At 42.2% G+C, this 25,400-nt stretch carries 22 protein-coding genes, 1 rRNA gene and 1 riboswitch; all 23 genes read left to right on the forward strand.

What is annotated here, in order from left to right; all coding sequences use genetic code 11:
• The first annotated feature begins 19 nt into the window (after nt 1-19).
• Nucleotides 20-135 (forward strand): 5S ribosomal RNA (gene rrf / locus CSV68_RS11450).
• Between the two features lie 447 nt (nt 136-582).
• Nucleotides 583-1,110: a DUF2179 domain-containing protein gene (locus CSV68_RS11455; protein ID WP_099635305.1), complete on the forward strand. Its 528-nt coding sequence runs from the start codon at nt 583-585 to the stop codon at nt 1,108-1,110.
• A complete protein-coding gene (locus CSV68_RS11460; RefSeq protein WP_099635304.1) occupies nt 1,107-1,292 on the forward strand; it encodes an NETI motif-containing protein in 186 nt (61 codons plus the stop codon). The genes CSV68_RS11455 and CSV68_RS11460 overlap by 4 nt, the downstream gene beginning before the upstream one ends.
• Nucleotides 1,293-1,419: 127 nt before the next feature.
• A riboswitch (purine riboswitch) is annotated at nt 1,420-1,520 on the forward strand.
• A 160-nt stretch (nt 1,521-1,680) separates the two neighbouring features.
• Nucleotides 1,681-2,169, forward strand: coding sequence for a 5-(carboxyamino)imidazole ribonucleotide mutase (purE, locus tag CSV68_RS11465; RefSeq protein ID WP_099635303.1), 489 nt, complete (start codon nt 1,681-1,683; stop codon nt 2,167-2,169).
• A gap of 2 nt (nt 2,170-2,171) precedes the next feature.
• On the forward strand, nt 2,172-3,293 hold the full coding sequence (gene purK, locus CSV68_RS11470) for a 5-(carboxyamino)imidazole ribonucleotide synthase (RefSeq protein WP_099662246.1): 1,122 nt from the start codon (nt 2,172-2,174) through the stop codon (nt 3,291-3,293).
• A gap of 37 nt (nt 3,294-3,330) precedes the next feature.
• Nucleotides 3,331-3,585 (forward strand): phosphoribosylformylglycinamidine synthase subunit PurS, encoded by a 255-nt coding sequence (gene purS / locus CSV68_RS11475; protein WP_099662200.1) that lies wholly within the window; start codon nt 3,331-3,333, stop codon nt 3,583-3,585.
• Nucleotides 3,582-4,265: a phosphoribosylformylglycinamidine synthase subunit PurQ gene (gene purQ / locus CSV68_RS11480; protein ID WP_099662201.1), complete on the forward strand. Its 684-nt coding sequence runs from the start codon at nt 3,582-3,584 to the stop codon at nt 4,263-4,265. Before purS ends, purQ begins: the two co-directional genes overlap by 4 nt.
• Nucleotides 4,255-6,486 (forward strand): phosphoribosylformylglycinamidine synthase subunit PurL, encoded by a 2,232-nt coding sequence (purL, locus tag CSV68_RS11485; RefSeq protein WP_099662202.1) that lies wholly within the window; start codon nt 4,255-4,257, stop codon nt 6,484-6,486. Before purQ ends, purL begins: the two co-directional genes overlap by 11 nt.
• Complete coding sequence (gene purF, locus CSV68_RS11490) at nt 6,462-7,886, forward strand: amidophosphoribosyltransferase (RefSeq protein ID WP_099662203.1); 1,425 nt, start codon at nt 6,462-6,464, stop codon at nt 7,884-7,886. The genes purL and purF overlap by 25 nt, the downstream gene beginning before the upstream one ends.
• Nucleotides 7,887-7,897: 11 nt before the next feature.
• Nucleotides 7,898-8,953: a phosphoribosylformylglycinamidine cyclo-ligase gene (purM, locus tag CSV68_RS11495; RefSeq protein ID WP_099662204.1), complete on the forward strand. Its 1,056-nt coding sequence runs from the start codon at nt 7,898-7,900 to the stop codon at nt 8,951-8,953.
• On the forward strand, nt 8,950-9,522 hold the full coding sequence (gene purN, locus CSV68_RS11500) for a phosphoribosylglycinamide formyltransferase (RefSeq protein WP_483315680.1): 573 nt from the start codon (nt 8,950-8,952) through the stop codon (nt 9,520-9,522). Before purM ends, purN begins: the two co-directional genes overlap by 4 nt.
• Before the next feature lie 49 nt (nt 9,523-9,571).
• Complete coding sequence (purH, locus tag CSV68_RS11505; RefSeq protein ID WP_099662206.1) at nt 9,572-11,107, forward strand: bifunctional phosphoribosylaminoimidazolecarboxamide formyltransferase/IMP cyclohydrolase; 1,536 nt, start codon at nt 9,572-9,574, stop codon at nt 11,105-11,107.
• Between the two features lie 21 nt (nt 11,108-11,128).
• A complete protein-coding gene (gene purD, locus CSV68_RS11510) occupies nt 11,129-12,388 on the forward strand; it encodes a phosphoribosylamine--glycine ligase (RefSeq protein WP_099662207.1) in 1,260 nt (419 codons plus the stop codon).
• Nucleotides 12,389-12,737: 349 nt separating this feature from the next.
• On the forward strand, nt 12,738-14,453 hold the full coding sequence (locus tag CSV68_RS11515; protein ID WP_099662208.1) for an adenine deaminase C-terminal domain-containing protein: 1,716 nt from the start codon (nt 12,738-12,740) through the stop codon (nt 14,451-14,453).
• 9 nt (nt 14,454-14,462) lie between these two features.
• Nucleotides 14,463-15,476: a DUF3048 domain-containing protein gene (locus tag CSV68_RS11520; protein ID WP_099662209.1), complete on the forward strand. Its 1,014-nt coding sequence runs from the start codon at nt 14,463-14,465 to the stop codon at nt 15,474-15,476.
• Between the two features lie 26 nt (nt 15,477-15,502).
• A complete protein-coding gene (locus tag CSV68_RS11525) occupies nt 15,503-15,823 on the forward strand; it encodes a YerC/YecD family TrpR-related protein (RefSeq protein ID WP_099662210.1) in 321 nt (106 codons plus the stop codon).
• Nucleotides 15,824-15,905: 82 nt separating this feature from the next.
• Nucleotides 15,906-16,604 carry a heptaprenylglyceryl phosphate synthase gene (gene pcrB, locus CSV68_RS11530; protein ID WP_099662211.1) on the forward strand — a complete coding sequence of 233 codons (699 nt, stop codon included), beginning with the start codon at nt 15,906-15,908 and terminating at the stop codon, nt 16,602-16,604.
• A gap of 44 nt (nt 16,605-16,648) precedes the next feature.
• A complete protein-coding gene (pcrA, locus tag CSV68_RS11535) occupies nt 16,649-18,883 on the forward strand; it encodes a DNA helicase PcrA (RefSeq protein ID WP_099662212.1) in 2,235 nt (744 codons plus the stop codon).
• A gap of 27 nt (nt 18,884-18,910) precedes the next feature.
• Nucleotides 18,911-20,938: an NAD-dependent DNA ligase LigA gene (ligA, locus tag CSV68_RS11540; protein WP_099662213.1), complete on the forward strand. Its 2,028-nt coding sequence runs from the start codon at nt 18,911-18,913 to the stop codon at nt 20,936-20,938.
• The gene (locus CSV68_RS11545; protein ID WP_099662214.1) at nt 20,922-22,055 is read left to right on the forward strand and encodes a CamS family sex pheromone protein; all 1,134 of its coding nucleotides are present in this window, start codon (nt 20,922-20,924) and stop codon (nt 22,053-22,055) included. The genes ligA and CSV68_RS11545 overlap by 17 nt, the downstream gene beginning before the upstream one ends.
• An 88-nt stretch (nt 22,056-22,143) precedes the next feature.
• Nucleotides 22,144-22,431, forward strand: coding sequence for an Asp-tRNA(Asn)/Glu-tRNA(Gln) amidotransferase subunit GatC (gatC, locus tag CSV68_RS11550; protein ID WP_099635287.1), 288 nt, complete (start codon nt 22,144-22,146; stop codon nt 22,429-22,431).
• A 56-nt stretch (nt 22,432-22,487) separates the two neighbouring features.
• The gene (gene gatA, locus CSV68_RS11555; RefSeq protein ID WP_099662215.1) at nt 22,488-23,951 is read left to right on the forward strand and encodes an Asp-tRNA(Asn)/Glu-tRNA(Gln) amidotransferase subunit GatA; all 1,464 of its coding nucleotides are present in this window, start codon (nt 22,488-22,490) and stop codon (nt 23,949-23,951) included.
• A gap of 2 nt (nt 23,952-23,953) precedes the next feature.
• A complete protein-coding gene (gene gatB / locus CSV68_RS11560; protein ID WP_099635285.1) occupies nt 23,954-25,384 on the forward strand; it encodes an Asp-tRNA(Asn)/Glu-tRNA(Gln) amidotransferase subunit GatB in 1,431 nt (476 codons plus the stop codon).
• Nucleotides 25,385-25,400 lie beyond the last annotated feature (16 nt).

Here is a 25,400-nt window from a genome sequence, read left to right on the forward strand (position 1 = left end):
ACAAGCTTTACTCAAAGAGTCTAGTAACGATGGCGAAGAGGTCACACCCGTTCCCATACCGAACACGGAAGTTAAGCTCTTCAGCGCCGATGGTAGTTGGGGGTTTCCCCCTGTGAGAGTAGGACGTTGCTAGGCCCGAAGCCATTCCTTATGGGGAGTGGCTTTTTTGTGTTTTATAATATACTAATGTGTAACGAAATGTAGGGGATTTATACATAAACTTTCAATCTCCGGACTGTAAAGTCAGCAAACTGCTCATGTGTATTCTTATTCGCTCTATTAATCTAGACAAGCGCTATTATGTATCCCGCGTTCCGCTCAATGAACCCTGTCGAGCGCTCTATGTATCCCGCTCACCGCTCAATGAACTCAGTTAAGTGCTCTATGTAATCCCTCTTTCGTTCTATAAACCCAGATAAGCGCTCTAAACTTCCAACCATCCGCTCTATAAACCCAATCAATAACTCTATCCATCTCGAAATCTTCACAATCTTTCGCCGCAATCTACTATTTAAAAGACTTTCCTTGAGTTTTTAACTAAGGCGCGATACGATTATCCTACTTGTTTAAAGGAGTGGTGCAATGGTAATGATATTAATTATTTTCGCAATCAATATTGTCTATGTAACGTTTATGACAATACGAATAATCCTCACACTGAAAGGTTATCGTTATATTGCTGCAGCAGTGAGTATGATAGAAACAGTAGTATACGTCATAGGGCTTGGTTTGGTACTTGATAATTTAGATCAAATCCAAAACTTAATAGCTTATGCGCTTGGGTATGGTATAGGTGTTATTATCGGTTCAAAAATTGAAGAGCGCTTAGCACTTGGTTATATAACGGTTAACGTGATCACGGCAGATGTCGATAAGGAAATGCCCGCCGTATTACGACGACTTGGATATGGTGTTACTGACTCATCAGCAAATGGGTTAAGTGGTAATCGTTCAACTATGCAGATTCTGACGCCTCGTAAGTATGAAATGCAACTGTATAAAACGATAACGGAACTCGATCCGAAAGCATTTATTATATCGTATGAGCCTAAGTCGATACACGGTGGCTTCTGGGTGAAAAGTGTGAAAAGAGGCAAGTTATTTAAATGAGTAAACAAAAGGTCTGGTTTGATAGAGAAGAAGATGAAACACTCGATGAATGTTTGGCGAGAATTCAAAGTTTAGGATATACCGTTGTTGCCAGAAGAGAGAAACCACTATTTAAACAGGTTGGGGAAGAGTATATTCCGATTAGACAACAAACACAATTTCAAGCTATCAAAAATAGCTAATAACTGTCGACATAAAGAGAACTGATGTTTAATCCTTCATATGTCAACTTAAAGGCGAATGATTGTAAAAGACTTATAATGTAATGTTCGTCTTTTAGTTGACGGATTATGTATTAATTGATAATATAATAAGAGTAAATGAGTTCCCCGTATATGCTACAGAATTGGCTGTGGCGTTTCTACCAAGACACCGTAAATGTCTACACTATGTGGGAAAGCAATTTTTCTTGGATAATCATGGGGAATGGCTAAGTTACGATAGCTATGTAACCATTTTGGTAAGGGTCCTTGAAAGTTCTGCTTTTTGTGCATGTGAAAAGTGGAGTTTTCAAGGACCTTTTTATTGTTTTATATTAAATCATGTTGTGCATGAAGGAGCGGATTAGATTTGGAACCGAAGATTGGTGTCATAATGGGCAGTAAGAGCGACTGGGAAACAATGAAGCATGCATGCGACATATTGGATGAACTAGGAGTTCCTTATGAAAAGAAAGTAGTATCAGCCCACCGTACGCCGGATTTCATGTTTGACTATGCAGAACAAGCAGAGAAAAAAGGATTGCACGCTATTATCGCAGGAGCAGGCGGAGCTGCCCATCTACCAGGGATGGTTGCAGCAAAAACGCTAGTTCCTGTTATTGGTGTGCCTGTGCAATCTAAAGCATTGAATGGTATGGACTCACTTTTATCCATCGTTCAAATGCCAGGAGGTGTACCTGTCGCGACTGTGTCAATCGGTAAAGCGGGTGCTACAAACGCAGGTCTCCTAGCGGCTCAAATGCTCTGTGTACAAGATGAAGAATTACGTAAAAAACTGCAGCAAAGACGCGATGAAATGAAGAAAATCTCGCTGGAAAGCAGTGGTGAACTGAATTGAAAATGATTAAACCAGGACAAACGATCGGTATCATCGGTGGTGGTCAATTGGGGCGGATGATGGGACTTGCAGCAAAAGAGGCTGGTTTCAAGATTGCGGTACTGGATCCAACAAAAAATTCCCCTTGCGGACAGTTAGCTGATATCGAAATTGTTGCACCGTATAATGATGAAGAAGCGCTGAATGAATTAAGCCAAGTAAGTGATGTCATTACATTCGAATTTGAAAACATCGATTATGAGGGATTGAAACGGCTGACAAAGAAAGCTTATGTACCTCAAGGTGCTGAACTAGTCCGTATCACGCAAAATCGTATTAATGAAAAAGCTGAGATTCAAGCAGCTGGAGTACCGGTTGCGCCTTACATAACTGCTGAGACATATGAAGAGTTAGTACAGAAAATTGATGATCTTGGGTTCCCTTGTATCGTGAAAACAGCTTTTGGTGGCTATGACGGTAAAGGTCAAGTAAAGCTTGAAGCCAAAGAGCAAATTGAAAGTGCCAAAGATCTGTTTACACACTCTTCTTGTATAGCAGAAGCTTTCGTTCCATTTGATAAAGAGATTTCCGTTATCATTCAAAGAAATCCAGCAGGACAAACCTATTGCCTGCCAATTGCAGAGAACATTCATAAGCACCATATCTTGCACGAATCGATTGTACCGGCAAGAGTGGATCAAGCGGTTTTGGAGCAAGCCGAAGATGCGGCAAAGAAAATTGCGGGCCATTTAGAGTTAGTAGGGACACTAGCAGTTGAAATGTTCGTACTGCACGACGGGACAATCATTATTAATGAATTAGCTCCACGCCCACATAACTCTGGTCACTACTCGATTGAGGCATGTAACATCTCACAATTTCATCAGCATGTCCGTGCGGTCTGTGGTTGGCCGTTACGCGAGCCGAAGTTATGGGCACCATCCATTATGGTGAATGTACTTGGAGAACATGTAGCACCGCTTCAAGAGCGCATCGCGGATTATCCAGATTGGTCAATCCATTTATACGGCAAAGCAGAAGTGAAAGAAAAACGTAAAATGGGTCATGTCACGATTATGACGGAAAATCTTGAAGAAACTCTGCAAGAAATTGAGCAGTCTGGTATTTGGCAAGATAATAACTAATAAAAAACTATTATTTCCACTTTGGGAGGAACCGACAATGACGAATGTAACTATTTATGTAACACTACGTGAAAGTGTTGTAGATCCACAAGGCATCGCGACGACTGAAGCACTTCAAAAGATGGGCTATGAAGAAGTGAAAAGTGTACGAGTTGGGAAATTAATCGAATTACAGCTTGATGGATCAGAAGAGACTATCGAAGCACGTGTGAATGAAATGTGTAACGATCTATTGATTAATAAAGTCATTGAAGATTATCGCTTTGAAATCGGGGAGGTTGCCAGCAAATGAAGTTCGCCGTTCTAGTATTCCCAGGTCTTACTTGTGATCTTGATATGTACCATGCAATTGAGGAAACAGTAAAGCAAGATGTTGAATACGTTTGGCATACTGAAGCTGATCAACTCGATCAATTCGATGCGGTTCTATTACCGACAGGCACTTCATACGGCAACTACTTACGGCCGGGTGCATTGGCGAAAAGTTCACCTGCATGCAAACAGTTACAAGCATTTGCTGAATCCGGTAAATTGGTTCTGGGTGTAGGTAATGGTTTTCATATCTTAGTAGAAACAGGTATCCTTCCAGGTGGATTCTTACGTAATCAGAGTTTGAAATTCCGTTCAGCTCGTGAAACGGTACGAGTGGAAAATAATAATACAGCTTTCACAAAAGACTATACACAAGGTCAAGTGCTCACATTGCCAGTAGCTAACGAATTTGGTAACTACTACGCTGACGAGCAGACAGTAGAAGAGCTGAAAAATAATAATCAAATCGTTTTCACATACGCGAATGAAAATACTGATGGCAGTACAGAAGCAATCGCGGGAATCATGAATAAAAGAGGTAATGTACTCGGTATGATGCCACTACCTGAACGTGCAGTAGAAGAAATCATCGGTGGAACAGATGGAACAGCTTTATTCCAATCAATCATGAACAATCGGGGTGAACAGCATGTCAATTAATCACGAACCTACAGCGGAGCAAATCAAAGAAAATCGACTATATCTCCAAATGGGCATGACAGATGCAGAGTATGAGCGTGCAGTAGAAAAACTTGGACGTACTCCGAATTACGTAGAAACAGGTCTGTTTTCTGCTATGTGGTCAGAGCATTGTTCGTATAAAAGCTCAAAGTCTGTATTACGCAGATTTCCTACTGAAGGTGCACGTGTACTACAAGGACCAGGTGAAGGTGCTGGGATTGTAGACATCGGTGATAATCAAGCTGCCGTGTTTAAAATGGAATCTCATAACTCACCATCAGCAATCGAACCTTTCATTGGTGCAGCAACAGGTGCAGGTGGAATCATTCGTGACGTATTTTCTATGGGTGCGCGTCCGGTAGCATTAGTCAATTCACTTCGTTTTGGAGATTTAACAGATCCTCGAGATAAATTCTTGTTTGAGGAAGCAGTTGCTGGAATCGCGAGTTACGGTAACGCAATGGGAATCCCGACAGTAGCTGGTGAAGTTCAGTTTGATCAGTGCTATTCGAAGCGTCCGTTGGTCAACGCGATGGCAGTCGGTTTGTTGAATCATGAAGATATTCAAAAAGGTGTCGCAGCTGGTATTGGCAACACAGTGATATACGCAGGGGCTACAACAGGTCGTGATGGAATTCACGGAGCTACAATGTCTTCTTCCGAACTATCTATTGAAGAAGAGCAAGAACTGCCGGTAATGCAAGCAGGAGATCCATTCATTGAAAAGCTATTGATGGAAGCTTGCTTAGAGCTAGTTCAATCAGATGCGTTGATTGGTATTCAAGATATGGGTGCAGCAGGTCTTACTTCTTCAGCAGCAGAGATGGCTTCAAAAGCTGGCTATGGTGTGGAATTGAACTTGGATCTTGTACCACAGCGTGAAGAGAATATGACAGCGTATGAAATGATGTTGTCCGAATCTCAGGAACGTATGTTGATCGTTGTGAAAAAGGGTCGCGAAGAAGAAGTTATTGCATTATTCACGAAGTACGGAATTACTGCAGCGACAATCGGTCATGTAACAGATGATAAAATGCTCCGTTTGCTTCATAAAGGCGAAGTCGCAGCAGAAGTTTCAGCAGATCTACTAGCTGAAGATGCACCTAGCTATCAGAAAGAATCAAAAGAACCTGCATCGTTTGCGGAAAACCAGGCGATTGAAAATACAGAACCACAAGTTGCGAACTTGAAAGAAACACTACTCGATTTATTGCAACGTCCAACGATTGCTTCAAAAGAGTGGGTCTACAATCAATTCGATACAGGTGCAAGAACGAATACAGTACTAGCGCCAGGAGCATCTGCAGGTGTAATCCGTGTTAGAGGAACAAACAAAGGTATTGCGATGACAGCAGATTGTAACTCTCGATTCATCTATTTGGATCCGGAAGTTGGCGGTAAGATTGCAGTTGCTGAAGCTGCACGTAACCTTGTATGTTCAGGCGCAGAGCCAATCGCACTGACTGACTGCTTGAACTTTGGTAGCCCAGACAAGCCAGAAGTATTCTGGCAGTTGGAAAAGTCAGCTGACGGAATTTCTGAAGCTTGTCGTAAACTGAATGCACCAGTCATTGGCGGTAACGTATCTCTTTCCAATGAAGTAAACGGTGTGCCAATCTATCCAACGCCAACAATCGGTTTGGTAGGAATCGTTCATGATTTAAGCCAAGTGACAACACCTGGCTTCAAACAAGCTGGAGATGCCATTTACTTGATTGGTCAAACAGAAACGGAATTCGGCGGCAGTGAATTGCAACAAATGATCGAAGGAAAGATCTTCGGTCAATCACCGGCAATCGATTTGGACATAGAAGCAACTCGTCAACAACAACTTCTCGAAGCAATCCAAGCTGGAATGATTCAATCGGCTGATGATTTGTCAGAAGGCGGATTTGCAGTAGCGCTTTGTGAAGGTACATTTGGCTCACAAGGTTTGGGTGCTGATGTAACAGTGGAAGGTTCAGCAATCACTGCATTGTTCAGTGAAACACAGTCACGTTTCTTGGTTACGGTACAAGCTGATCAAGTAGCTGCGTTTGAAGAGAAAGTTCAAGATGCAGTGAAAATCGGAACAGTGACAGATGGCGAAGAAATCGTCATCAAAGATGCAGAAGGAACTGTCCTAGTAGAAGGGACGGTAGAAGAATTCCAAACTGCTTGGAAAGGGGCAATTGCATGCTTGCTGAACTCAGAGGACTAAACGAAGAGTGCGGCGTATTTGGTATTTGGGGACATGACGATGCTGCACAGCTCAGCTATTACGCATTGCATGCTCTTCAGCATCGTGGACAGGAAGGAGCCGGTATCGTCGTAAAAGGCGAGAACGGTCTCCATGCAGTCAAAGGGGAAGGTCTAGTCAATGAAGTGTTCTCAGGCGAAAAACTGAATTCACTTGAAGGACGTGGCGCAATTGGTCAAGTTCGCTATACGACAAAAGACGGACGTGGTATAGAAAATGTTCAGCCACTTGTTTTCCGTTCAACAACGGGTAGCTTGGCAATCGCACATAACGGTAACCTAATCAACGCAACAGATTTGAAAGAACATTTGGAGCGTCAAGGTAGTATCTTCCAAAGTACATCTGATACTGAAGTACTCGCTCATTTGATTAAACGTAGCAGTGGTTCACGTAATCACCGAGACCGAGTAAAAAAGGCACTTAGTATTTTAAAAGGTGCATTTGCATTCGTGTTAATGACAGATGAAGGGTTGATGGTTGCACAAGATCCAAACGGTATGCGCCCATTATCTTTAGGGAAAATTGGTGATGCGTGGGTCGTTGCATCAGAAACTTGCGCATTTGAAATTATCGGTGCTGAACATGTTCGTTCAGTAGAACCGGGTGAATTGCTGATTATCAATGATGACGGATTAACGTCCGAGCGTTTTGCAGAACCGGCAGATAATGCGATGTGTTCTATGGAATATGTCTACTTCTCTCGTCCAGATTCAAATATCGATGGCATTAATATTCATGCTGCACGTAAACGTTGCGGTAAACAATTGGCTCGTGAAGTACAGATTAGTGCAGACGTAGTCACAGGGGTTCCAGATTCCAGCATTTCTGCTGCCATTGGATTCTCTGAACAAAGTGGCATTCCATATGAGTTGGGATTAATCAAAAACCGCTATGTCGGACGAACATTTATACAACCATCTCAAGCGTTGCGTGAACAAGGCGTGAAGATGAAACTATCACCAGTACACCAAGTCGTGGACGGTAAGCGGGTCGTAATGGTCGATGATTCAATTGTACGTGGTACAACATCTAAACGAATCGTCACTATGCTTCGCGATGCGGGCGCTAAAGAAATACATGTCGTCATTGCTTCACCACCTTTAATTGCTCCATGTTATTACGGTGTGGATATTAGTTCTGATTCAGAATTACTAGCCACAGGTCGTACAATAGATGAAATGCGTGATGAGATTGGCGCAGATTCACTATCATTCCTTTCAATTGATGGAATGTTGGAATCGAATGGCCGGTCATCAGAAATGAAAAACTGCGGACAATGTTTGGCTTGTTTCACAGGTGAGTATCCGACAGAGATATATTCGGATACGGCAATGCCGCACGAAAAAGAAATCGTACGATAGGAGGCCTTTCCATGTCGAAGGCATATGAAAAAGCGGGAGTTAATATTGAAGCTGGCTATGAGTCAGTTGAACGCATGAAGTCTCACGTAGCACGAACATCTCGTAAAGGGGTGGCAGGTGCATTTGGTGGGTTCGGCGGAATGTTCGATCTATCTGCGCTGGAATATAAAGAACCAGTCCTCATTTCTGGTACAGACGGTGTTGGTACGAAGTTGAAATTGGCTTTCATGGCGGATCGTCATGACACAATCGGGATTGACTGTGTCGCAATGTGTGTGAATGATATCGTAGCACAAGGTGCAGAGCCTTTGTATTTCCTTGACTATGTAGCACTAGGTAAAGCAGTACCTGAAAAAGTGGAAGCAATCGTCAAAGGAGTAGCGGATGGTTGTGTACAATCGGGTGCGGCATTGATAGGTGGAGAAACGGCTGAAATGCCAGGTCTTTACGAAGAAGATGAATATGATTTGGCTGGCTTTGCAGTAGGAGCTTGTGAAAAGAGCAAGCTGGTTACAGGCGAGCGTGTGCAAGAAGGTGACGTGCTAGTTGGAATCGCATCGAGCGGTATTCACTCGAACGGCTACTCTTTAGTACGCCATATCGTATTTGAACAATTGGGCGCGGATATTAACGGCACAATTGAAGGCTTTGAAGATCTTGGCACAGTAGCGGATGCGTTATTAAAGCCGACTAAGATCTATGCCAAGCCGGTACTTGAAATGCACCAACAGCTTGATGTGCACTCTATGGGTCATATTACAGGCGGCGGATTCTTCGAAAACCTTCCACGTATGTTCTCAGAAGGATTTGGAGTAGAAGTAGATTTAGGTGCTTGGCCTGTACTTCCCGTATTCCACATGTTAAAAGAAAAAGGCGAATTAACGGATCGCGATTTATATAGCGTATTCAACATGGGTGTTGGATTTGTCGTAGCCTTACCGGAAGCAGAAGCTGAAAAAGCAATCGAAATCGCTAAAGCACATGGTGAAGAAGCATATGTAATCGGACGTGTTACGAGGCAAGAAGGCGTAACATTTAACGGTGAACATGACGGGACATTGTCATAATGAATAAAGTAAAGATCGCAGTATTTGCTTCAGGCAGCGGCAGTAACTTTGCCGCTTTGGCAGAAGCATGTAAAGCGGAGCGCATTCCAGCTGAAATTGTTTTGATGGTGACAGATAAACCGGATGCTTTCGTCAATGAACGAGCGAACGAAATAGGGATTCCAATTGCAGCCATTCGTCCTCGTGACTTCGAAACGAAGGATGCATATGAACAAGCTATACTCAAAGCATTACAAGAAGCACAAGTAGAATGGTTAATATTAGCTGGCTACATGCGATTGATCGGTCCTGTATTATTGGCAGCGTATCCTGAACGGATCATCAATATCCATCCGTCTCTATTGCCTTCCTTCCCAGGTAAGGATGCGATCGGACAAGCAGTAGCTGCCGGCGTTAAAATAACGGGTGTCACAGTTCATCTTGTAGATGAAGGAATGGATACGGGTCCAATTTTAGCACAGCGCGCAGTAGACGTTGTCGATGGAGATGTTGAACAGACTTCGTTAGCTATCCATGCCGTAGAACATGAATTATATACAGCAACATTGCAAAACTTATTTAAAAAATGATGAGCCTGTTGAGATGACAGGCTTTTTTTATAAACTGGAGGGAATTCCTTTGAAAAAACGCGCATTGTTAAGCGTATCAGATAAAAGTGGAGTATTAGAATTTGCGAAAGAACTCGAACAGCTTGGGTATGAATTATTGTCTACTGGTGGTACGATGAAGCATTTGAAAGACAATGGTGTTGCCGTAACAGCTGTAGATGAAGTAACGGGATTCCCTGAAATCATGGAAGGCCGCGTGAAAACGTTGAACCCGATGATTCACGGTGGACTACTTGCAAAACAAGATGACCCTGGACATCAGGCACAAATGGAAGAGCACGGCATCCAGCCAATCGATGTAGTCTGTGTAAACTTGTATCCTTTCAAAGAAACGATTTCTAAACCAGATGTATCAGCAGAAGATGCAATCGAAAATATTGATATTGGTGGACCAGCAATGCTTCGCGCGTCTGCAAAGAACCACGCATACGTGACAGTCATTGTGGATGCAGCTGACTACAGTGCAGTACTCGACGAACTGAAAGCAGATGGCAAGACGACTCTTGAAACACGCCGACGTTTAGCAGCTAAGGTGTTCCGTCATACGGCAGCTTATGATTCATTAATTTCAGGCTACTTGACAGACCTTGCAGGCGAACAATTCCCAGAACAAGTTACGTATACATACGAGTTGAAGCAACCATTGCGTTATGGAGAAAATCCTCATCAGCAGGCAGCCTTCTATAGCCGACCGCTTGGATCTGATTTCTCGATTGCCTATGCGGAACAGCTTCATGGAAAAGAATTGTCTTATAATAATATTCAAGATGCCAATGCAGCGATTCAAATTGTAAAGGAATTCACTGAGCCTGCAGCTGTAGCGGTTAAGCACATGAATCCATGTGGTGTAGGTACAGGCGGGACTATCGCTGAAGCTTTCGAAAAAGCTTACAAAGCAGATTCTACATCTATTTTCGGTGGAATCATTGCATTGAATAAAGAAGTAGATCAGCAAACAGCTGTGCAACTTGCTGATATATTTCTTGAAATCGTCATTGCTCCTTCATTTACAGAAGAAGCACTTGAGACGTTGACGAAGAAGAAAAACATTCGTCTTCTGACGATTTCATTTAAACAGCAGAAAAAAGATCAGTGGAACACGGTATCTGTTGAAGGTGGATTATTAATGCAACAGCCTGATGCTCACGGTTTTGAAGAAGCAGATATCAAAGTGGCAACAGATCGAGAGCCGACTGAAGCTGAATGGAATGCGATGAAACTCGGTTGGGCAGTTGTGAAACACGTGAAGTCTAATGCAATCGTCGTAACAGACGAGCATATGACAATCGGTGTAGGCGCAGGTCAGATGAACCGTGTAGGTGCTGCTAAAATCGCTCTGACACAAGCAGGCGAACGTGCAAAAGGGGCAGCTCTTGCTTCTGACGCATTCTTCCCTATGGATGATACAGTTGAAGCAGCGGCAAAAGCAGGTATTACGGCAATCATTCAACCAGGTGGTTCTGTAAAAGATGCGGATTCCATTAAAAAAGCCAATGAATACGGCATTACGATGGTATTCACAGGCGTACGTCATTTCAAACATTAAGAGTGCAGGGAGTAGATGATCATGAAAGTTCTTGTAATTGGAAGTGGCGGTCGTGAACATGCGATAGCTAAACAGTTCAACCAATCGCCTTCTGTATCAGAAGTATTTGTGGCGCCTGGCAACGACGGTATGCAGCAAGATGCAACATGTGTGCACATTGCAGCTACAGACTTTGAGGCTTTGGCAGATTTTGCAATCGAACAGCGTGTTACCTTGACGTTCGTTGGACCGGAACAGCCGCTAGCGGAAGGAATTGTTGATTACTTCCTAGATAAAGGATTAACAGTATTTGGACCGACTCAGGCAGCTGCTCGCATTGAAGGCAGTAAGTCATTCGCCAAGGAAATCATGGACAAGTATGATATTCCAACAGCAGGTTATGGAACATTCACGGATGCTGAAGAAGCAAAGTCATTCATCCGCGAACAAGGTGCCCCAATCGTAGTGAAGGCTGACGGATTGGCAGCTGGAAAAGGCGTAATTGTTGCGATGGAATTACAGGAAGCATTAGATGCGGTTGATGACATGATCGGCAATCAAAAGTTCGGTGAATCATCATCACGTGTTGTGGTAGAAGAATTTCTCGACGGCGAAGAGTTCTCTTATATGTCGTTCGTCCATGACGGACAAATCTACCCAATGGTGATCGCACAAGATCATAAACGTGCGTATGACGGAGATCGCGGTCCGAATACAGGCGGAATGGGGGCTTATTCCCCAGTTCCACAAATTTCGGATGCAATTGTGCAGGAAGCATACGATCGCGTAGTCGTACCAACAGTCGATGCTATGACGGAAGAAGGAATTCCCTTCACAGGCATCCTCTATGCAGGATTAATACTTACGGAGCAAGGTCCAAAAGTTATTGAATTCAATGCTCGATTTGGCGATCCGGAAACACAAGTTGTCTTACCGCGTATGAAATCAGATTTTGGTAAGTTCATGGAAGCTCTACTGGCTGGAGAATCGTTCGATCTTGAGTGGCATGAAGAAGCGATGTTAGGCGTTGTCATTGCATCGGAAGGGTATCCTTCTGATGTAGTGAATGGTCACGCACTTCCAAACCTTGATGTACTAACTAATCAAGAACTTGACGTCTTCCATGCAGGAACGAAGCTAGAGGATGATCACTTTGTTGGAAACGGTGGACGTGTACTTCTTGTTGCGGCGAAAGCAGCTACATTAAAGGAAGCACAAGAGAAAGTTTACACTGGCCTTGCCGATCAAAAATGGGATGGATTCTTCCACCGTACGGATATTGGATGGCGTACATTTGAATAAAGGATGAAACAGGACTGTGCTAGAAGTGTGATATTACTTCTAGCACAGTCTTTTTTGATGCTAAAAAATGTCGACTACAAACCGAGACCTGTTCTATGATGTTACATACTATTTAGTTCGCTCGGAATCTAGGTTACCCACAGCATTTTTGATAATCTGTGGTTTATTAGTGGAGAAAATGTGAGTAAGTTGTTAGTAATGTGTATAAGCGTCTGTTATCTTGTGGATTAATGAAAAACCGCTTGTGCATAACCTTTGCATGACAGAGCTATTCCAGATTGGATTGCTATGTTACTATAAAGCAATAGTTAACAAACAGGAAAACTACTTTTAGGGGACGGTGATCGGCATGTGGAGTGCAAAAGAAATACAGTCACAACTTGCGATTATTAATGGACAGAAAGCGCCTGATATCGTAATTGAAAATGCTACCTACTTACATTCTATATTCAAGAAATGGATGCAAGGAAACATTTGGATTCAAGGTGACCGGATCGTTTATGTAGGGAAGCGCATGCCGACTATGCTTGAAGGAACAGAATGTGTTGACGCTTCCGCAAAGAAAATAGTTCCGGGATACATCGAGCCGCATGTCCATCCATTCCAATTATATAATCCAGAAACATTTGCAGACTATGCATCCCGTCGAGGAACAACAACTTTCATATCAGACAATCTCATCTTGTTCTCGATGTTGGATCAGCAAACAGCATTTACATTCATTGATCAACTGAATGAACTACCATTCTCATTTTATTGGTGGGCACGTGTAGATTCGCAAACCGTACTACAAAATGAAAAAGAACTTTTCAATCCTGCTGATATTGCCAAATGGATGGAGCGCCCTGATGTATTAATGACAGGTGAGCTAACAGGTTGGCCAAGATTAATACGAGGCGATCAAAAAATGATGGAGTCTTTACGGGAATCGAAACGACTCGGTAAAAAGATCGAAGGACATTTTCCAGGTGCATCGGAACGTACATTAGCCCGAATGAAATTGCTTGGAGCGGACGGTGATCATGAGGCGATGACTGTAGACGAAGTGGAAAGACGTTTGCAACAAGGGTATGCTGCTACATTACGGTATTCTTCAATTCGTCCCGACCTGCCAGTTATATTGAAAGGTATTGTAGAGAAGGGGTGGAATGTTTTTGATCATTTGATGATGACGACTGATGGTTCCACTCCTTCGTTCTACCGAGACGGTGTAATGGACCAATGCATCCAAATAGCCCTTGACGCGGGAGTACCACCGATCGATGCATATCAAATGGCGTCATATAACGTGGCGAGGTACTACGATATTACGGACTTGCATAGTGTAATTGCGACAGGCCGCTTTGCGACGTTGAACTTTTTAGAAGATGAACATAATCCTGTGCCGACTGATGTATTATCAAAGGGGAAGTGGGTACTTCGAGATAGTACATCGTCTACTGCATTCAAAGCGGTAGATTGGAAAGCGATGCCGGCATTCGACTTGCCTTATGAACTGACAGATGAAGACTTCACATTCCTATCTTCAACGGGGATTCAGATGGTAAATGATGTGATTACGAAAGTATACGAAAGTGAGCTGGATCTCAGTAGTCCAACTATTGCTTCTGGCGATGAATGCTATTTGATATTACTAGATAAGAACGGGAAATGGCGAGTCAATACTATGTTGAAAGGCTTCGGGAATGATCTGCAAGGTTTTGCATCTTCCTATTCAAATACTGGAGATGTATTATTGATAGGACAGAATTGGCAAGAGATGAAAAGAGCATTTGATGAAATCAAGAATATAGGCGGAGGCATGGCACTCGCTGAAAATGGTAAGATTATTGAAACATTACAACTAGCGGTCGCAGGCGGATTGTCTGTTCAACCGATGGAAGTAATCATCGAAGAAGAGCTAGCAATGAAAAAGGCGTTAGGAGAACGTGGCTATGCACATGGAGATGCTGTATATACATTATTATTCCTTCAATCTGTTCACTTGCCGTATGTCCGAATCACGCCGGTTGGTGTCTTACAAGTAATGAAAAATGAACTATTAATTCCTCATATAGAAAGGTAGGAACGTATATTGATATGGAATGGACGCAAGTTACTCTTGGTAGCCGCAGCTAGCTTATTATGTCTAGGAGGTTGTTCTTCGAAAGAGCAATCTGAACCAGAAGAACAAGAAAAACCGAATGATGTGTCATGGTTTACAGGTGAGATGATTACAGATTCCATGGACAACCGTCCTATTTTAGCGACAATTAGTAATATCCCTGCTGCTCGGCCACAGTCCGGACTTTCGGATGCGGATCAGATATACGAATTCTTAGCAGAAGGTCAAGTAACGCGATACGCTGCACTATTTCAAAGTAAAGTGCCTAATCAGATAGGTCCTGTTCGAAGTGCTCGCGATTATTTTGTACACTTAGCAGAAGGTATGGATGCATTTTATATCGCTCATGGTTATAGTCCAGATGCAAAGAAATTACTTGATGATCGGGTAGTCGATTATATCAACGGCATACATCATGACGGGACTTTATTCGAACGTTCAGCAGACCGCAGGGCACCACATAACTCGTATATTTCAAAGGAACATATTGCAGAAGCATTTAGTCTCGTGAACGCTTCCAAAAAGATCACTGCACAGCCGTCCTTTTCTTTCCTAAATCCCGATGAAAGTGATAAAATAGGGGATATCGCATCAACGGTACAAGTATCGTACAGTTCAGATCCGAATTTTATTAGTACGTATCAATATAATCAAGAAGCAAATCGTTATTATCGATCTGTTAACGGTATTGATACAGTGGATAAGTTAAACGAACAACGTATAGAACTGGCGAATATTATCGTGATGGAAATGGATCATCAAACAGTTGATCAACAAGGCAGGCTCGCAATTGACCTAGAATCTGGCGGCCAAGCTATGCTGTTTCATGAAGGGATCGCTAAACCGATTGAATGGCAAAATAAAGATGGATTTTTAACTCCAGTGGAACAAGGCGTGCCTGTTAAATTAACGGTTGGAAAAACCTGGATCCACATTGTTCCATCATTATCGGGTCCTTCTACTTCCGTCACTTATACTCCGTAAGATCGACTTAGAGAGAGGGCGAGAACATGCAAATAGATAAAATTCGCGGAGAACAAATAGATCAGTTGTTTCAAGCAATTCTAGAACTACAGGATATAGAAGAATGCTATAAGTTTTTTGATGACCTCTGCACTATGAGCGAAGTCCAATCACTAGCACAAAGACTGGACGTAGCCCACAAACTTAAACTGAAAAAAACCTATGACAGCATCCAACAAGAAACAGGCGCAAGCACAGCTACGATCTCCCGCATACGTCGTTGCGTAGACTACGGGTCTGGCGGGTACAACCTCATGTTGGATCGACTTTATCCTGAACTTCAAAACAACCAAACAAAAAACAACTAACACAACCGGCCAGGGATAAAACCCCACCGGTTTTTTAAAAGTTATACAAATCCACTATGACAAGTGAAGGGGGAAATAAGAAATGGACTATAAAACATGGCGGCATGCATTTAAAATCGATCCAGCGAAAAGTATCTCAGATGAACACGTAGAAATGATAGCCGAATCTGGAACAGATGGAGTCATCATTGGTGGATCTGATGGAGTCACATTGGAAAACGTACTTGATTTACTTGCACGTTTCCGTCGTTTTTCGGTGCCACTTGCGTTGGAAGTATCTACTGTTGAATCGGTTACACCCGGATTCGATTATTACTTTATTCCAACCGTCTTAAATACAACGGATTCAAAGTGGTTGAACGGCTTGCATCACGAAGCTCTTCGTGAATATGGTCATATGATGAATTTTGATGAACTAGTTACAGAAGGTTACTGCATTTTAAATCTAGATTGTACAGCTGCGAAGGTGACAGGGGTCGACCGTGTTCCGGATGAAGAAGACGTACAAGCATATGCACGTATGGCTGAACATTTATTTTCGTTGCCGATATTTTATTTAGAGTACAGTGGACAATACGGTGATCCACAAATTGTTAGGTCGGCGAAAGAATTACTTACTAATACCCGTCTCTTTTATGGCGGTGGAATACGCTCAACAGAACAAGCAAAAGAAATGGCAGCCATTGCAGATACTGTAGTGGTAGGAAATGTTGTATATGATGATTTACAAGTGGCTCTAAAAACAGTCGATGCTGTGAAATCTGTTCCTTTACCTGTGTGAGTAGTATATAATAAGAACAAATGTTCCTAAAAGGCGGTACTAATATGAATAAACTATCGGATGATTTACTAAAAGGCATGAATCCTGAGCAAGCGCGTGCAGTCAAAACGACTGAAGGACCGTTGCTTATTATGGCGGGTGCCGGTTCAGGAAAGACTCGTGTATTAACACACCGAATTGCGTATTTGGTTGTAGAAAAACAAGTGTATCCGTCCAATATTTTAGCCATTACATTTACAAATAAGGCGGCACGTGAAATGCGTGACCGAATTGATGGATTACTGGGTCCAGGCTCTGGAGAACGTATGTGGGTTTCAACTTTCCACTCGATGTGCGTTCGAATTCTTCGCAGGTTCGTAGATCGAATCGGCCTATCTAAAAACTTCACTATCCTTGACAGTGCTGATCAAATGACAGCAATGAAACGTGTATTGAAAGAACTGAACCTCGACCCGAAACAGAATGATCCCCGGGCAATGCTCGGAATTATTGGCAATGCGAAAAACGAATGTATTGATGCAATTGAATTCCGTAAAAATTCAAATCCTCAAAATCCTCATGAACGTACAGTAGCAGATATTTACGATCGTTATACTAAAAAACTGCGTCAGAATCAATCAATGGATTTTGATGACTTAATTATGATGACAACAGTCTTGTTTGAACGAGTTCCTGAAGTGCTCGAGTATTATCAAAATAAATTTCAGTATATTCATGTGGATGAGTACCAAGATACAAACAATGCGCAGTATCGTCTCGTCAAAATGCTGGCTTCAAAATTCCGTAATGTCTGCGTAGTAGGTGACTCCGATCAGTCAATCTATCGCTGGCGTGGTGCGGATATAGGCAACATACTATCTTTTGAAAAAGATTATAAAGAAGCGAATGTCATTCTTTTAGAGCAAAACTACCGTTCCACCAAGAGGATTTTGCAAGCAGCAAATGAAGTGATCGACAATAATAAAAGTCGCTATGATAAGAAATTACGTACAGATAACCCCGAAGGCGAATTAATCTCGATCTATAAAGCGCGCGATGAAAAAGACGAATCACAATTTGTTGTCCAACAAATTATCGAGTTGAAAGAAAAACTCGGTTTAACATTGGATCAATTTGCCATCCTATACCGAACTAACGCACAGTCCCGTCTAATTGAGGAATACTTATTGAAGTCAAATCTTGATTACACAATTGTAGGCGGTACGAAGTTCTATGATCGAAAAGAGATTAAAGATTTACTTGCCTATTTACGTCTGATTGCGAATAACGACGATGACCTAGCGTTAGCAAGAATCATTAATGAACCGAAACGAAGCATCGGTGCTACTTCATTCGAACGTATGGCTACGTTTGCATTACAAAATGACCGCTCCATGTTTGATTCATTGCAGGAAGTGGATTTCATGGGCTTACCGAAAAGAGCATTAACGGAAGCGGTGAAATTCCATGAACTAATCAATGGATTTACTCAAATGCAAGAGTTTTTATCAATCACCGAACTAGTGAAAGAAGTCATTGATAAATCGGGTTATCGTGAGATGTTGGAAAAAGAAAAATCAATCGAGGCAGAAAGCCGTCTTGAAAACATTGAAGAGTTTTTATCGGTCACAGAAGCGTTTGAGAAACGTGCAGCAGAAGAAGAGGAAGAACCTTCACTTGTTGCATTCTTGACTGACCTCGCTTTAGTAGCGGATATTGATACATTGGATAAAGAAGAGAACACTTCCACTGAAAAAATCGTCCTAATGACGATGCACGCTGCAAAAGGCTTGGAATTTCCTGTGGTCTTCGTGCTTGGCATGGAAGAAAACATATTCCCGCACATTCGTGCACTTGCAGATCCGGAAGAAATGGAAGAAGAACGAAGACTTGCGTATGTGGCAATCACACGGGCGGAACAACGCCTTTACCTGACGAGTGCAGGTCACAGGATGTTGTTCGGTAAGTCAAACTTTAATCAACCATCTCGTTTCCTCAATGAAATCTCGGAAGAACTGACAGAGCTGTTGGCAGATGGGAATGGCATGAGTGTACCTTTCGCTCAAGCACCCAAAGCAAAAGCCAAACGACCTGCAGTTAAACGTCCAGTTTATAATGAAAGTGGCGGAGAGAAAATGCAGTGGAAGCCAGGAGACAAGGCGTCCCATAAAATATGGGGAATTGGAACGGTAGTGAGTGTTAAAGGTAAAGCAGATGATATGGAGCTGGACATTGCATTCCCTAATCCAGTAGGAATCAAGCGATTATTAGCCAAATTTGCACCGATTGAAAAAGAATAAAGCGTCCCTAAGGAGCGTGGAAAATAGATGGATGATGTTCTAAAACTAGAGAAGCGGGTAGAGGAGCTAAATAACCTTCTACATAAGTATGGCCATGCTTATTACGATTTGGATGCGCCTATCGTTCCGGATTCAGAATACGATGAAAAAATGCAAGAATTGATTGCAATTGAAAAAGAGCATCCTGACTTGATTTTTCCAGACTCACCAACACAGCGAGTGGATGGAGAGGCACTTGAGGAATTCAAGAAAGTTACTCATAGGCATCCGATGCTAAGTTTGGCAAATGCATTTAATGAAGAAGAGATAAGGGATTTTGATAGACGAGTGAAAGAAGCAACTGGTAATACTGTTTATGTATGTGAGCTGAAAATTGATGGTCTTGCTGTTTCATTGCAATACGAAGAAGGTCGTCTTGTACAAGGTGCTACTCGTGGAGACGGTGCAGTTGGAGAAGACATTACAGCCAACTTAAAAACAATTGACTCAATTCCACATGAATTGAATGAGTCCTTAACGATTGAAGTGCGTGGCGAAGCGTATATGCCGAAGAATTCGTTTGTTAAATTAAATGAAGAACGTGATAATGCAGGGGAAATGCCTTTTGCTAATCCACGAAATGCAGCTGCGGGATCACTTCGTCAACTGGATTCAAAAGTAGCGGAGAGCAGAAATTTAGCTACATTCATTTATGCGGTAGGCGGTGATGCGGAAGTATATGGCTTGGATAGTCAATTGGATGCGCTCAATAAAGTGGATGAGCTAGGATTGACGACGAATAAGGAACGTAAGCGTTGTACGACGATTGAAGAAGTATTGGAATACGTTGCCTACTGGACGGAAAATAGACTAAACCTCGATTATGAAATTGATGGTATTGTAATAAAAGTTGATAACTTCGAATCGCAGGAACAACTAGGCTATACAGCAAAGAGTCCTAAATGGGCTATTGCCTATAAGTTCCCTGCCGAGGAAGTGCATACACAACTGTTAGATATTGAGTTAAGTGTAGGCCGGACAGGTGTAGTGACACCAACAGGAATTCTTGAACCGGTTCTTGTAGCAGGTACGACAGTAGGACGAGCATCTTTGCATAACGAAGACTTGATCCGTGAGAAAGATATTCGTATAGGTGATCACGTCGTGTTGCGAAAGGCTGGCGATATCATTCCTGAAATCGTCATGTCATTGAAAGAACAGCGGACGGGTGAAGAAGAACCTTTCCATATGCCTGATAACTGTCCTGTATGCGATTCAGAACTTGTGAGGATTGAAGGAGAAGTGGCGCTGCGTTGTGTGAATCCTAAATGCCCTGCGCAGATGAAAGAAGCGTTAATCCATTTCGTTTCAAGAAGAGCAATGAATATCGAGGGTGTTGGAGAAAAGCTGGTTGAACAATTGTATACAGCTGATTTGGTACAAGATGTATCCGATTTATATACGTTAACGAAAGAGTCGCTATTGAGCTTGGAACGGATTGGAGAGAAGTCCGCAACGAATATTTTGACGGCTATTGAACAGTCCAAAGAGAATTCATTAGAAAAATTGCTATTTGGGTTGGGCGTTCGCCATGTCGGTGAAAAAGTCGCAAGAATCTTAGCGGAAGAGTACCGTACCCTCGATGCATTAGAACAAGCAACAGAAGAAGAACTTGTAAATATTTTTGAAATCGGTGCGATTGTTGCTGATTCTGTGACAACGTACTTTAGTACAGAAGAAGTTCAGGAAGTAATGAACAAGTTACGTTCTTATGGCGTGAATACGGTTTATAAAGGTGCCACACGTGAAGAGTTGCCAACTACTGGACCTTTTGCTGGAAAAACGATCGTATTGACAGGAAAGCTCACAGAATTGACCCGTGGAGAAGCTAAAGAACAGATTGAATCGCTTGGCGGGACTGTTAGTGGCAGTGTCAGTAAGAAAACGGATCTGGTCATTGCCGGCGAAGATGCAGGCTCCAAATTGACGAAAGCACAAGAATTAGAGATTGAAATTTGGGATGAACAAGCTATGCTTGATGCCCTTGGAGTGGATACGAATGAAAAGAACGACTAAGTGGCTTATAACGGGAATTCTGTCGGCAGTCTTGCTGACAGGATGTGTACCGGCGCCGAGCGATGATCAGGAAAAAGCAGTACAGGAAACAGAGGAAAGTGAGCAGGAAATGGTGCTCATTCCTGATGCTCAAGTTAAAAAAGAGTACTACCGGACACCGGTTCCATTTAAAAAGAGCGCAAGCCGAGGGTTGGTAGTCAATAACCTCAATACGAAGTACGATATTCAGGAAACCGAGGAAGGCTTATTGCGCCTGTCTTCATTGTATTATGACCCTAAAGATTATTTCTTCCAGGAGGGTCAGTATATAGACCACGATACTGCGAAGCAATGGATTTCCAGAAAATCAAACTTTGAAGCAGGTCTCAATCCGGCAATCACTGATGATATGTCACCGGCCCAAATTGCGGATGAGGCACCGATTTATCTTGCGCATATCGTCGAGCAAAACTATTTACAGATGACCGACGATAAAAAAGTGAAATTGGCTGGCATTACTATTGGACTAGCAATGAATTCGATTTATTATCCACGTGAAGGCAATGAACGCCGGATTGATGATAAAACAATCGAAGAAAAAGGTAAGAAGATGGCTGATATTATTTTAAGTAGGTTGCGCAGTAACCCCGAGCTTGCGGATATACCAATAGCAGTTGGATTGTTCAAGCAAGAAAGTCGAAACGATATAGTACCAGGCACATATTTTGCCACTTCATTTGCTGCAAAAGGAAAAAATGAATTCACTGGTTGGAAAGAAGTAGATGAGCAGTATGTATTACTTCCCGCGTCTTCATCAACAGGGAATTATCGTGACTTAAATACGACATTCAAGAACTTCAAACAAGACATTGATGATTACTTCCCAAGTTTTGTGAATGTCATTGGAACAGCTTTCTATAAAGATCAGAAACTACATTCATTACGTGTAGAAATTCCTATACAATTTTTCGGCAAGACGGAGCTGATTGGATTTTCACAATACTTGACTTCGTTGGTTAAAACACATTTTAAAGATGTACCCATCGAAGTAAGTGTAACGTCAGTTAATGGACCGGAAGTGTTAATTGTCAATGATAATGATCGAGAAGAACCGTTTGTACACGTCTATGGATATTGACATATTTTAGGTGGTAACACGAACTTTCCAAGAAACTGATTAAATGGTATGATTAATTGTACGATTGCAAAATGAGGAGGAACGATGTATGACAACATTTTCGAAAGAAGACGTCAAGTATTTTGCGGATTTCGTCCGTATTGGCCTCTCCGAGGAAGACAAAGAAAATTTCTCTGTTAAAATAGCAGATTTGATTGAAAGTGTAAGTAATTTAAATGAAGTAGATGTAACAGGTGTAGAGCCTATGACACATCCTGTTGCTATGATCAACGTCTTACGTGAAGATCAGCCAAAAGATATCTTGGACCGTGAAGTAATGCTAGCCAGTGCAGAAGATCAGGAAGACGGACTTATTAAGGTTCCAGATATCCTATAATCGAATTCGCAGTATAGAATACCATTCATGGCACAATGATAGTAGGAGGAAAAGTGATGACGTTAACTAGTAAAACAGCAACAGAACTTCAAGCTCTTTTACAAAAAGGGGAAGTTACTGCTACAGAAGTAACAGAAGCAACATTACAAACGATTGAACAACGCGAAGAGAAAATTCACGCGTTCATTCATGTTGCAAAGGAAGAAGCAACGAAACGTGCGGAACAGCTTGATCAAGAGGCTGCAGATACACGCGGACGTCTCTTTGGAGTTCCAATCGGTATTAAGGACAATATTGTAACAAAAGATATGACGACAACATGTGCAAGTAAGATGTTGGAAGACTTCGTACCCGTTTATAATGCTACAGCTATAGAAAAATTAGAAGCCGCGGGTGCAGTTAATATGGGGAAACTCAATATGGATGAGTTTGCAATGGGATCCACGACAGAAACATCCTATTTCGGCAATACATTGAATCCTTGGAATACAGACTATGTACCAGGTGGTTCTTCAGGTGGTTCTGCAGCGGCAGTCGCAGCAGGAGAAGTTCCACTTTCTCTTGGGTCAGATACTGGCGGTTCGGTTCGTCAACCAGCTGCATTCTGTGGAATTGTTGGAATGAAACCTACATACGGTCGTATTTCACGTTTTGGTTTAACAGCATTCGCTTCTTCACTCGATCAAATCGGTACACTGTCACGCACGGTAGAAGATAATGCATTATTGCTTAGCGTAATCGCAGGAGAAGATTACAATGACAGTTCATCTTCCGCAAAAGCAGTTCCTGATTTCACAGCAGCACTTACAGGAGATATTAAAGGGTTGAAAGTTGCAGTTCCCAAACCTTATCTAGGTGAAGGTGTGGATGCAGAAATCGCGAAGACAGTAAAAGAAGCAATTGCTGTATTGGAATCACTTGGTGCGGTTTGTGAAGAAGTGGAATTACCGCATATTCAATACGCGCCCACTACGTATTATGTAATCTCTTCTTCGGAAGCACAATCCAATCTTTCACGTTTTGACGGATTGCGTTATGGATATCACACAGAAAATGCTGAGAACTTGGAGCAAGCATATTTCCGTACGCGTCAAGAAGGATTCGGCGACGAAGTAAAAAAACGTATTATTTTCGGTACGTATGCAATGAGTGCGGATCATCATGAAGATGTATATGTGCGTGCACAAAAAACACGTACGTTAATTGCGCAAGACTTTGATTCGGTATTTGAAAAGTATGATGTAGTCATCGGACCAACTGCTGCTACAACTGCATTTAAGCTTGGCGAAACTGGTGGAGATCAGCTCGTTCATTATGCTAATGATGTCTTGGCTGTGCCAGCTAACCTAACAGGTCGTCCGGCACTATCGGTACCATGTGGTTTCGTTAACGAACTACCGGTTGGAATGCAAATCATGGGTAAACACTTTGACGAGGAAACATTGTACAAAGTCGCTCATGCCTATGAGCAAGCTACAGATTTCCACAAGCGTACTCCATCGATTCAGGAGGGGAAATAATCATGAACTTTGAGACAATTGTTGGATTAGAAATCCACGTAGAGCTAAAAACAGATACTAAAATTATGTCTCCTGCACCCGCACATTTCGGTGCAGAGCCAAATAAAAACATTCACGTAACAGACATCGCATATCCAGGTGTTTTACCTACGTTAAATAAAAAAGCAATCGAATACGGAATGAAAGCTTCCATGGCATTAAACTGTGACATCGCGCCGATTATGAACTTCGATCGTAAGCATTACTTTTATCCAGATAACCCAAAAGCATATCAAATCACTCAGGACAAGCGCCCTGTTGGAGCGAATGGTTGGATTGAAATTGAAGTGGATGGCAAGAAAAAGAAAATTCGTATTGAGCGTGTACATCTAGAAGAAGACGCAGGGAAATTAACGCACACTGAAAACGGCCACTCATTGGTCGATTTAAACCGTCAGGGTACACCGCTAATCGAAATCGTAACAGAAGCAGATGTCCGCTCACCTGAGGAAGCTTATGCATTCTTGGAAAAACTAAAAGCGATCATTCAATACACAGGCGTTTCTGACGTCCGTATGGAAGAAGGCTCACTTCGTTGTGACGCGAATATTTCATTACGTCCATTTGGCCAAGAGAAATTCGGAACAAAAACAGAATTGAAAAACTTGAACTCATTCAACTTTATTCGCCGCGGTATTGCGAATGAAGTAGCACGTCAAGAAAAGATCCTATTGTCTGGCGGTACCATTCAACAAGAAACACGTCGTTACGATGAAGCAACTGGCGATACAGTATTGATGCGTATCAAAGGTAGTGCCAATGACTATCGTTTCATTAACGATCCAGACTTACCGGACGTTCATATTGAACAAGAATGGATGGATCGTGTTCGTAATGAAATTCCTGAGTTACCGGATGCGCGTAAAGAACGTTATGTATCCGAAATGGATCTTCCAGAATATGATGCACACGTATTAACGTTGACGAAAGAAATGTCTGATTTCTTTGATGCAACCGTAAAAGCTGGAGCGGAACCCAAATTGGCTTCTAACTGGTTGATGGGGGATGTATCAGCTTATCTAAATGCAGAATCGAAAGAACTGCATGATACTCCGCTGACACCTGAAAACTTAGCACAACTTGTAAAATTGATTACAGATGGTACGATTTCTTCTAAAATCGCGAAAAAAGTATTTACTGATCTCGTGAAAAAAGGTGGAAATCCTGCTGATATCGTCAAAGAAAAAGGACTTGTTCAAATTTCAGATGAAGGTACATTACGTACAATCATTACTGAGATCCTGGACAATAATGAACAATCTATTGAAGACTTTAAAAATGGTAAAGATCGTGCAGTTGGATTCTTAGTTGGACAAGTTATGAAAGCAACAAAAGGACAAGCCAATCCGCCGCTTGTAAATAAATTATTGATGGAAGAGATCAAGAAACGTTAATCTATCAATCCAATGA

Source organism: Sporosarcina sp. P29 (genome assembly GCF_002743265.1).
Taxonomy (GTDB): Bacteria; Bacillota; Bacilli; order Bacillales_A; family Planococcaceae; genus Sporosarcina.

Bases quoted from the DNA above. Each gene is read 5' to 3' on its own strand.
- CSV68_RS11455 (WP_099635305.1), top strand. From the start codon at position 583: ATGGTAATGATATTAATTATTTTCGCAATCAATATTGTCTATGTAACG.
- CSV68_RS11460 (WP_099635304.1), top strand. From the start codon at position 1,107: ATGAGTAAACAAAAGGTCTGGTTTGATAGAGAAGAAGATGAAACACTC.
- purK (WP_099662246.1), top strand. From the start codon at position 2,172: ATGATTAAACCAGGACAAACGATCGGTATCATCGGTGGTGGTCAATTG.
- purS (WP_099662200.1), top strand. From the start codon at position 3,331: ATGACGAATGTAACTATTTATGTAACACTACGTGAAAGTGTTGTAGAT.
- purQ (WP_099662201.1), top strand. From the start codon at position 3,582: ATGAAGTTCGCCGTTCTAGTATTCCCAGGTCTTACTTGTGATCTTGAT.
- purL (WP_099662202.1), top strand. From the start codon at position 4,255: ATGTCAATTAATCACGAACCTACAGCGGAGCAAATCAAAGAAAATCGA.
- purF (WP_099662203.1), top strand. From the start codon at position 6,462: ATGCTTGCTGAACTCAGAGGACTAAACGAAGAGTGCGGCGTATTTGGT.
- purM (WP_099662204.1), top strand. From the start codon at position 7,898: ATGTCGAAGGCATATGAAAAAGCGGGAGTTAATATTGAAGCTGGCTAT.
- purD (WP_099662207.1), top strand. From the start codon at position 11,129: ATGAAAGTTCTTGTAATTGGAAGTGGCGGTCGTGAACATGCGATAGCT.
- CSV68_RS11515 (WP_099662208.1), top strand. From the start codon at position 12,738: ATGTGGAGTGCAAAAGAAATACAGTCACAACTTGCGATTATTAATGGA.
- CSV68_RS11525 (WP_099662210.1), top strand. From the start codon at position 15,503: ATGCAAATAGATAAAATTCGCGGAGAACAAATAGATCAGTTGTTTCAA.
- pcrB (WP_099662211.1), top strand. From the start codon at position 15,906: ATGGACTATAAAACATGGCGGCATGCATTTAAAATCGATCCAGCGAAA.
- pcrA (WP_099662212.1), top strand. From the start codon at position 16,649: ATGAATAAACTATCGGATGATTTACTAAAAGGCATGAATCCTGAGCAA.
- ligA (WP_099662213.1), top strand. From the start codon at position 18,911: ATGGATGATGTTCTAAAACTAGAGAAGCGGGTAGAGGAGCTAAATAAC.
- CSV68_RS11545 (WP_099662214.1), top strand. From the start codon at position 20,922: ATGAAAAGAACGACTAAGTGGCTTATAACGGGAATTCTGTCGGCAGTC.
- gatC (WP_099635287.1), top strand. From the start codon at position 22,144: ATGACAACATTTTCGAAAGAAGACGTCAAGTATTTTGCGGATTTCGTC.
- gatA (WP_099662215.1), top strand. From the start codon at position 22,488: ATGACGTTAACTAGTAAAACAGCAACAGAACTTCAAGCTCTTTTACAA.
- gatB (WP_099635285.1), top strand. From the start codon at position 23,954: ATGAACTTTGAGACAATTGTTGGATTAGAAATCCACGTAGAGCTAAAA.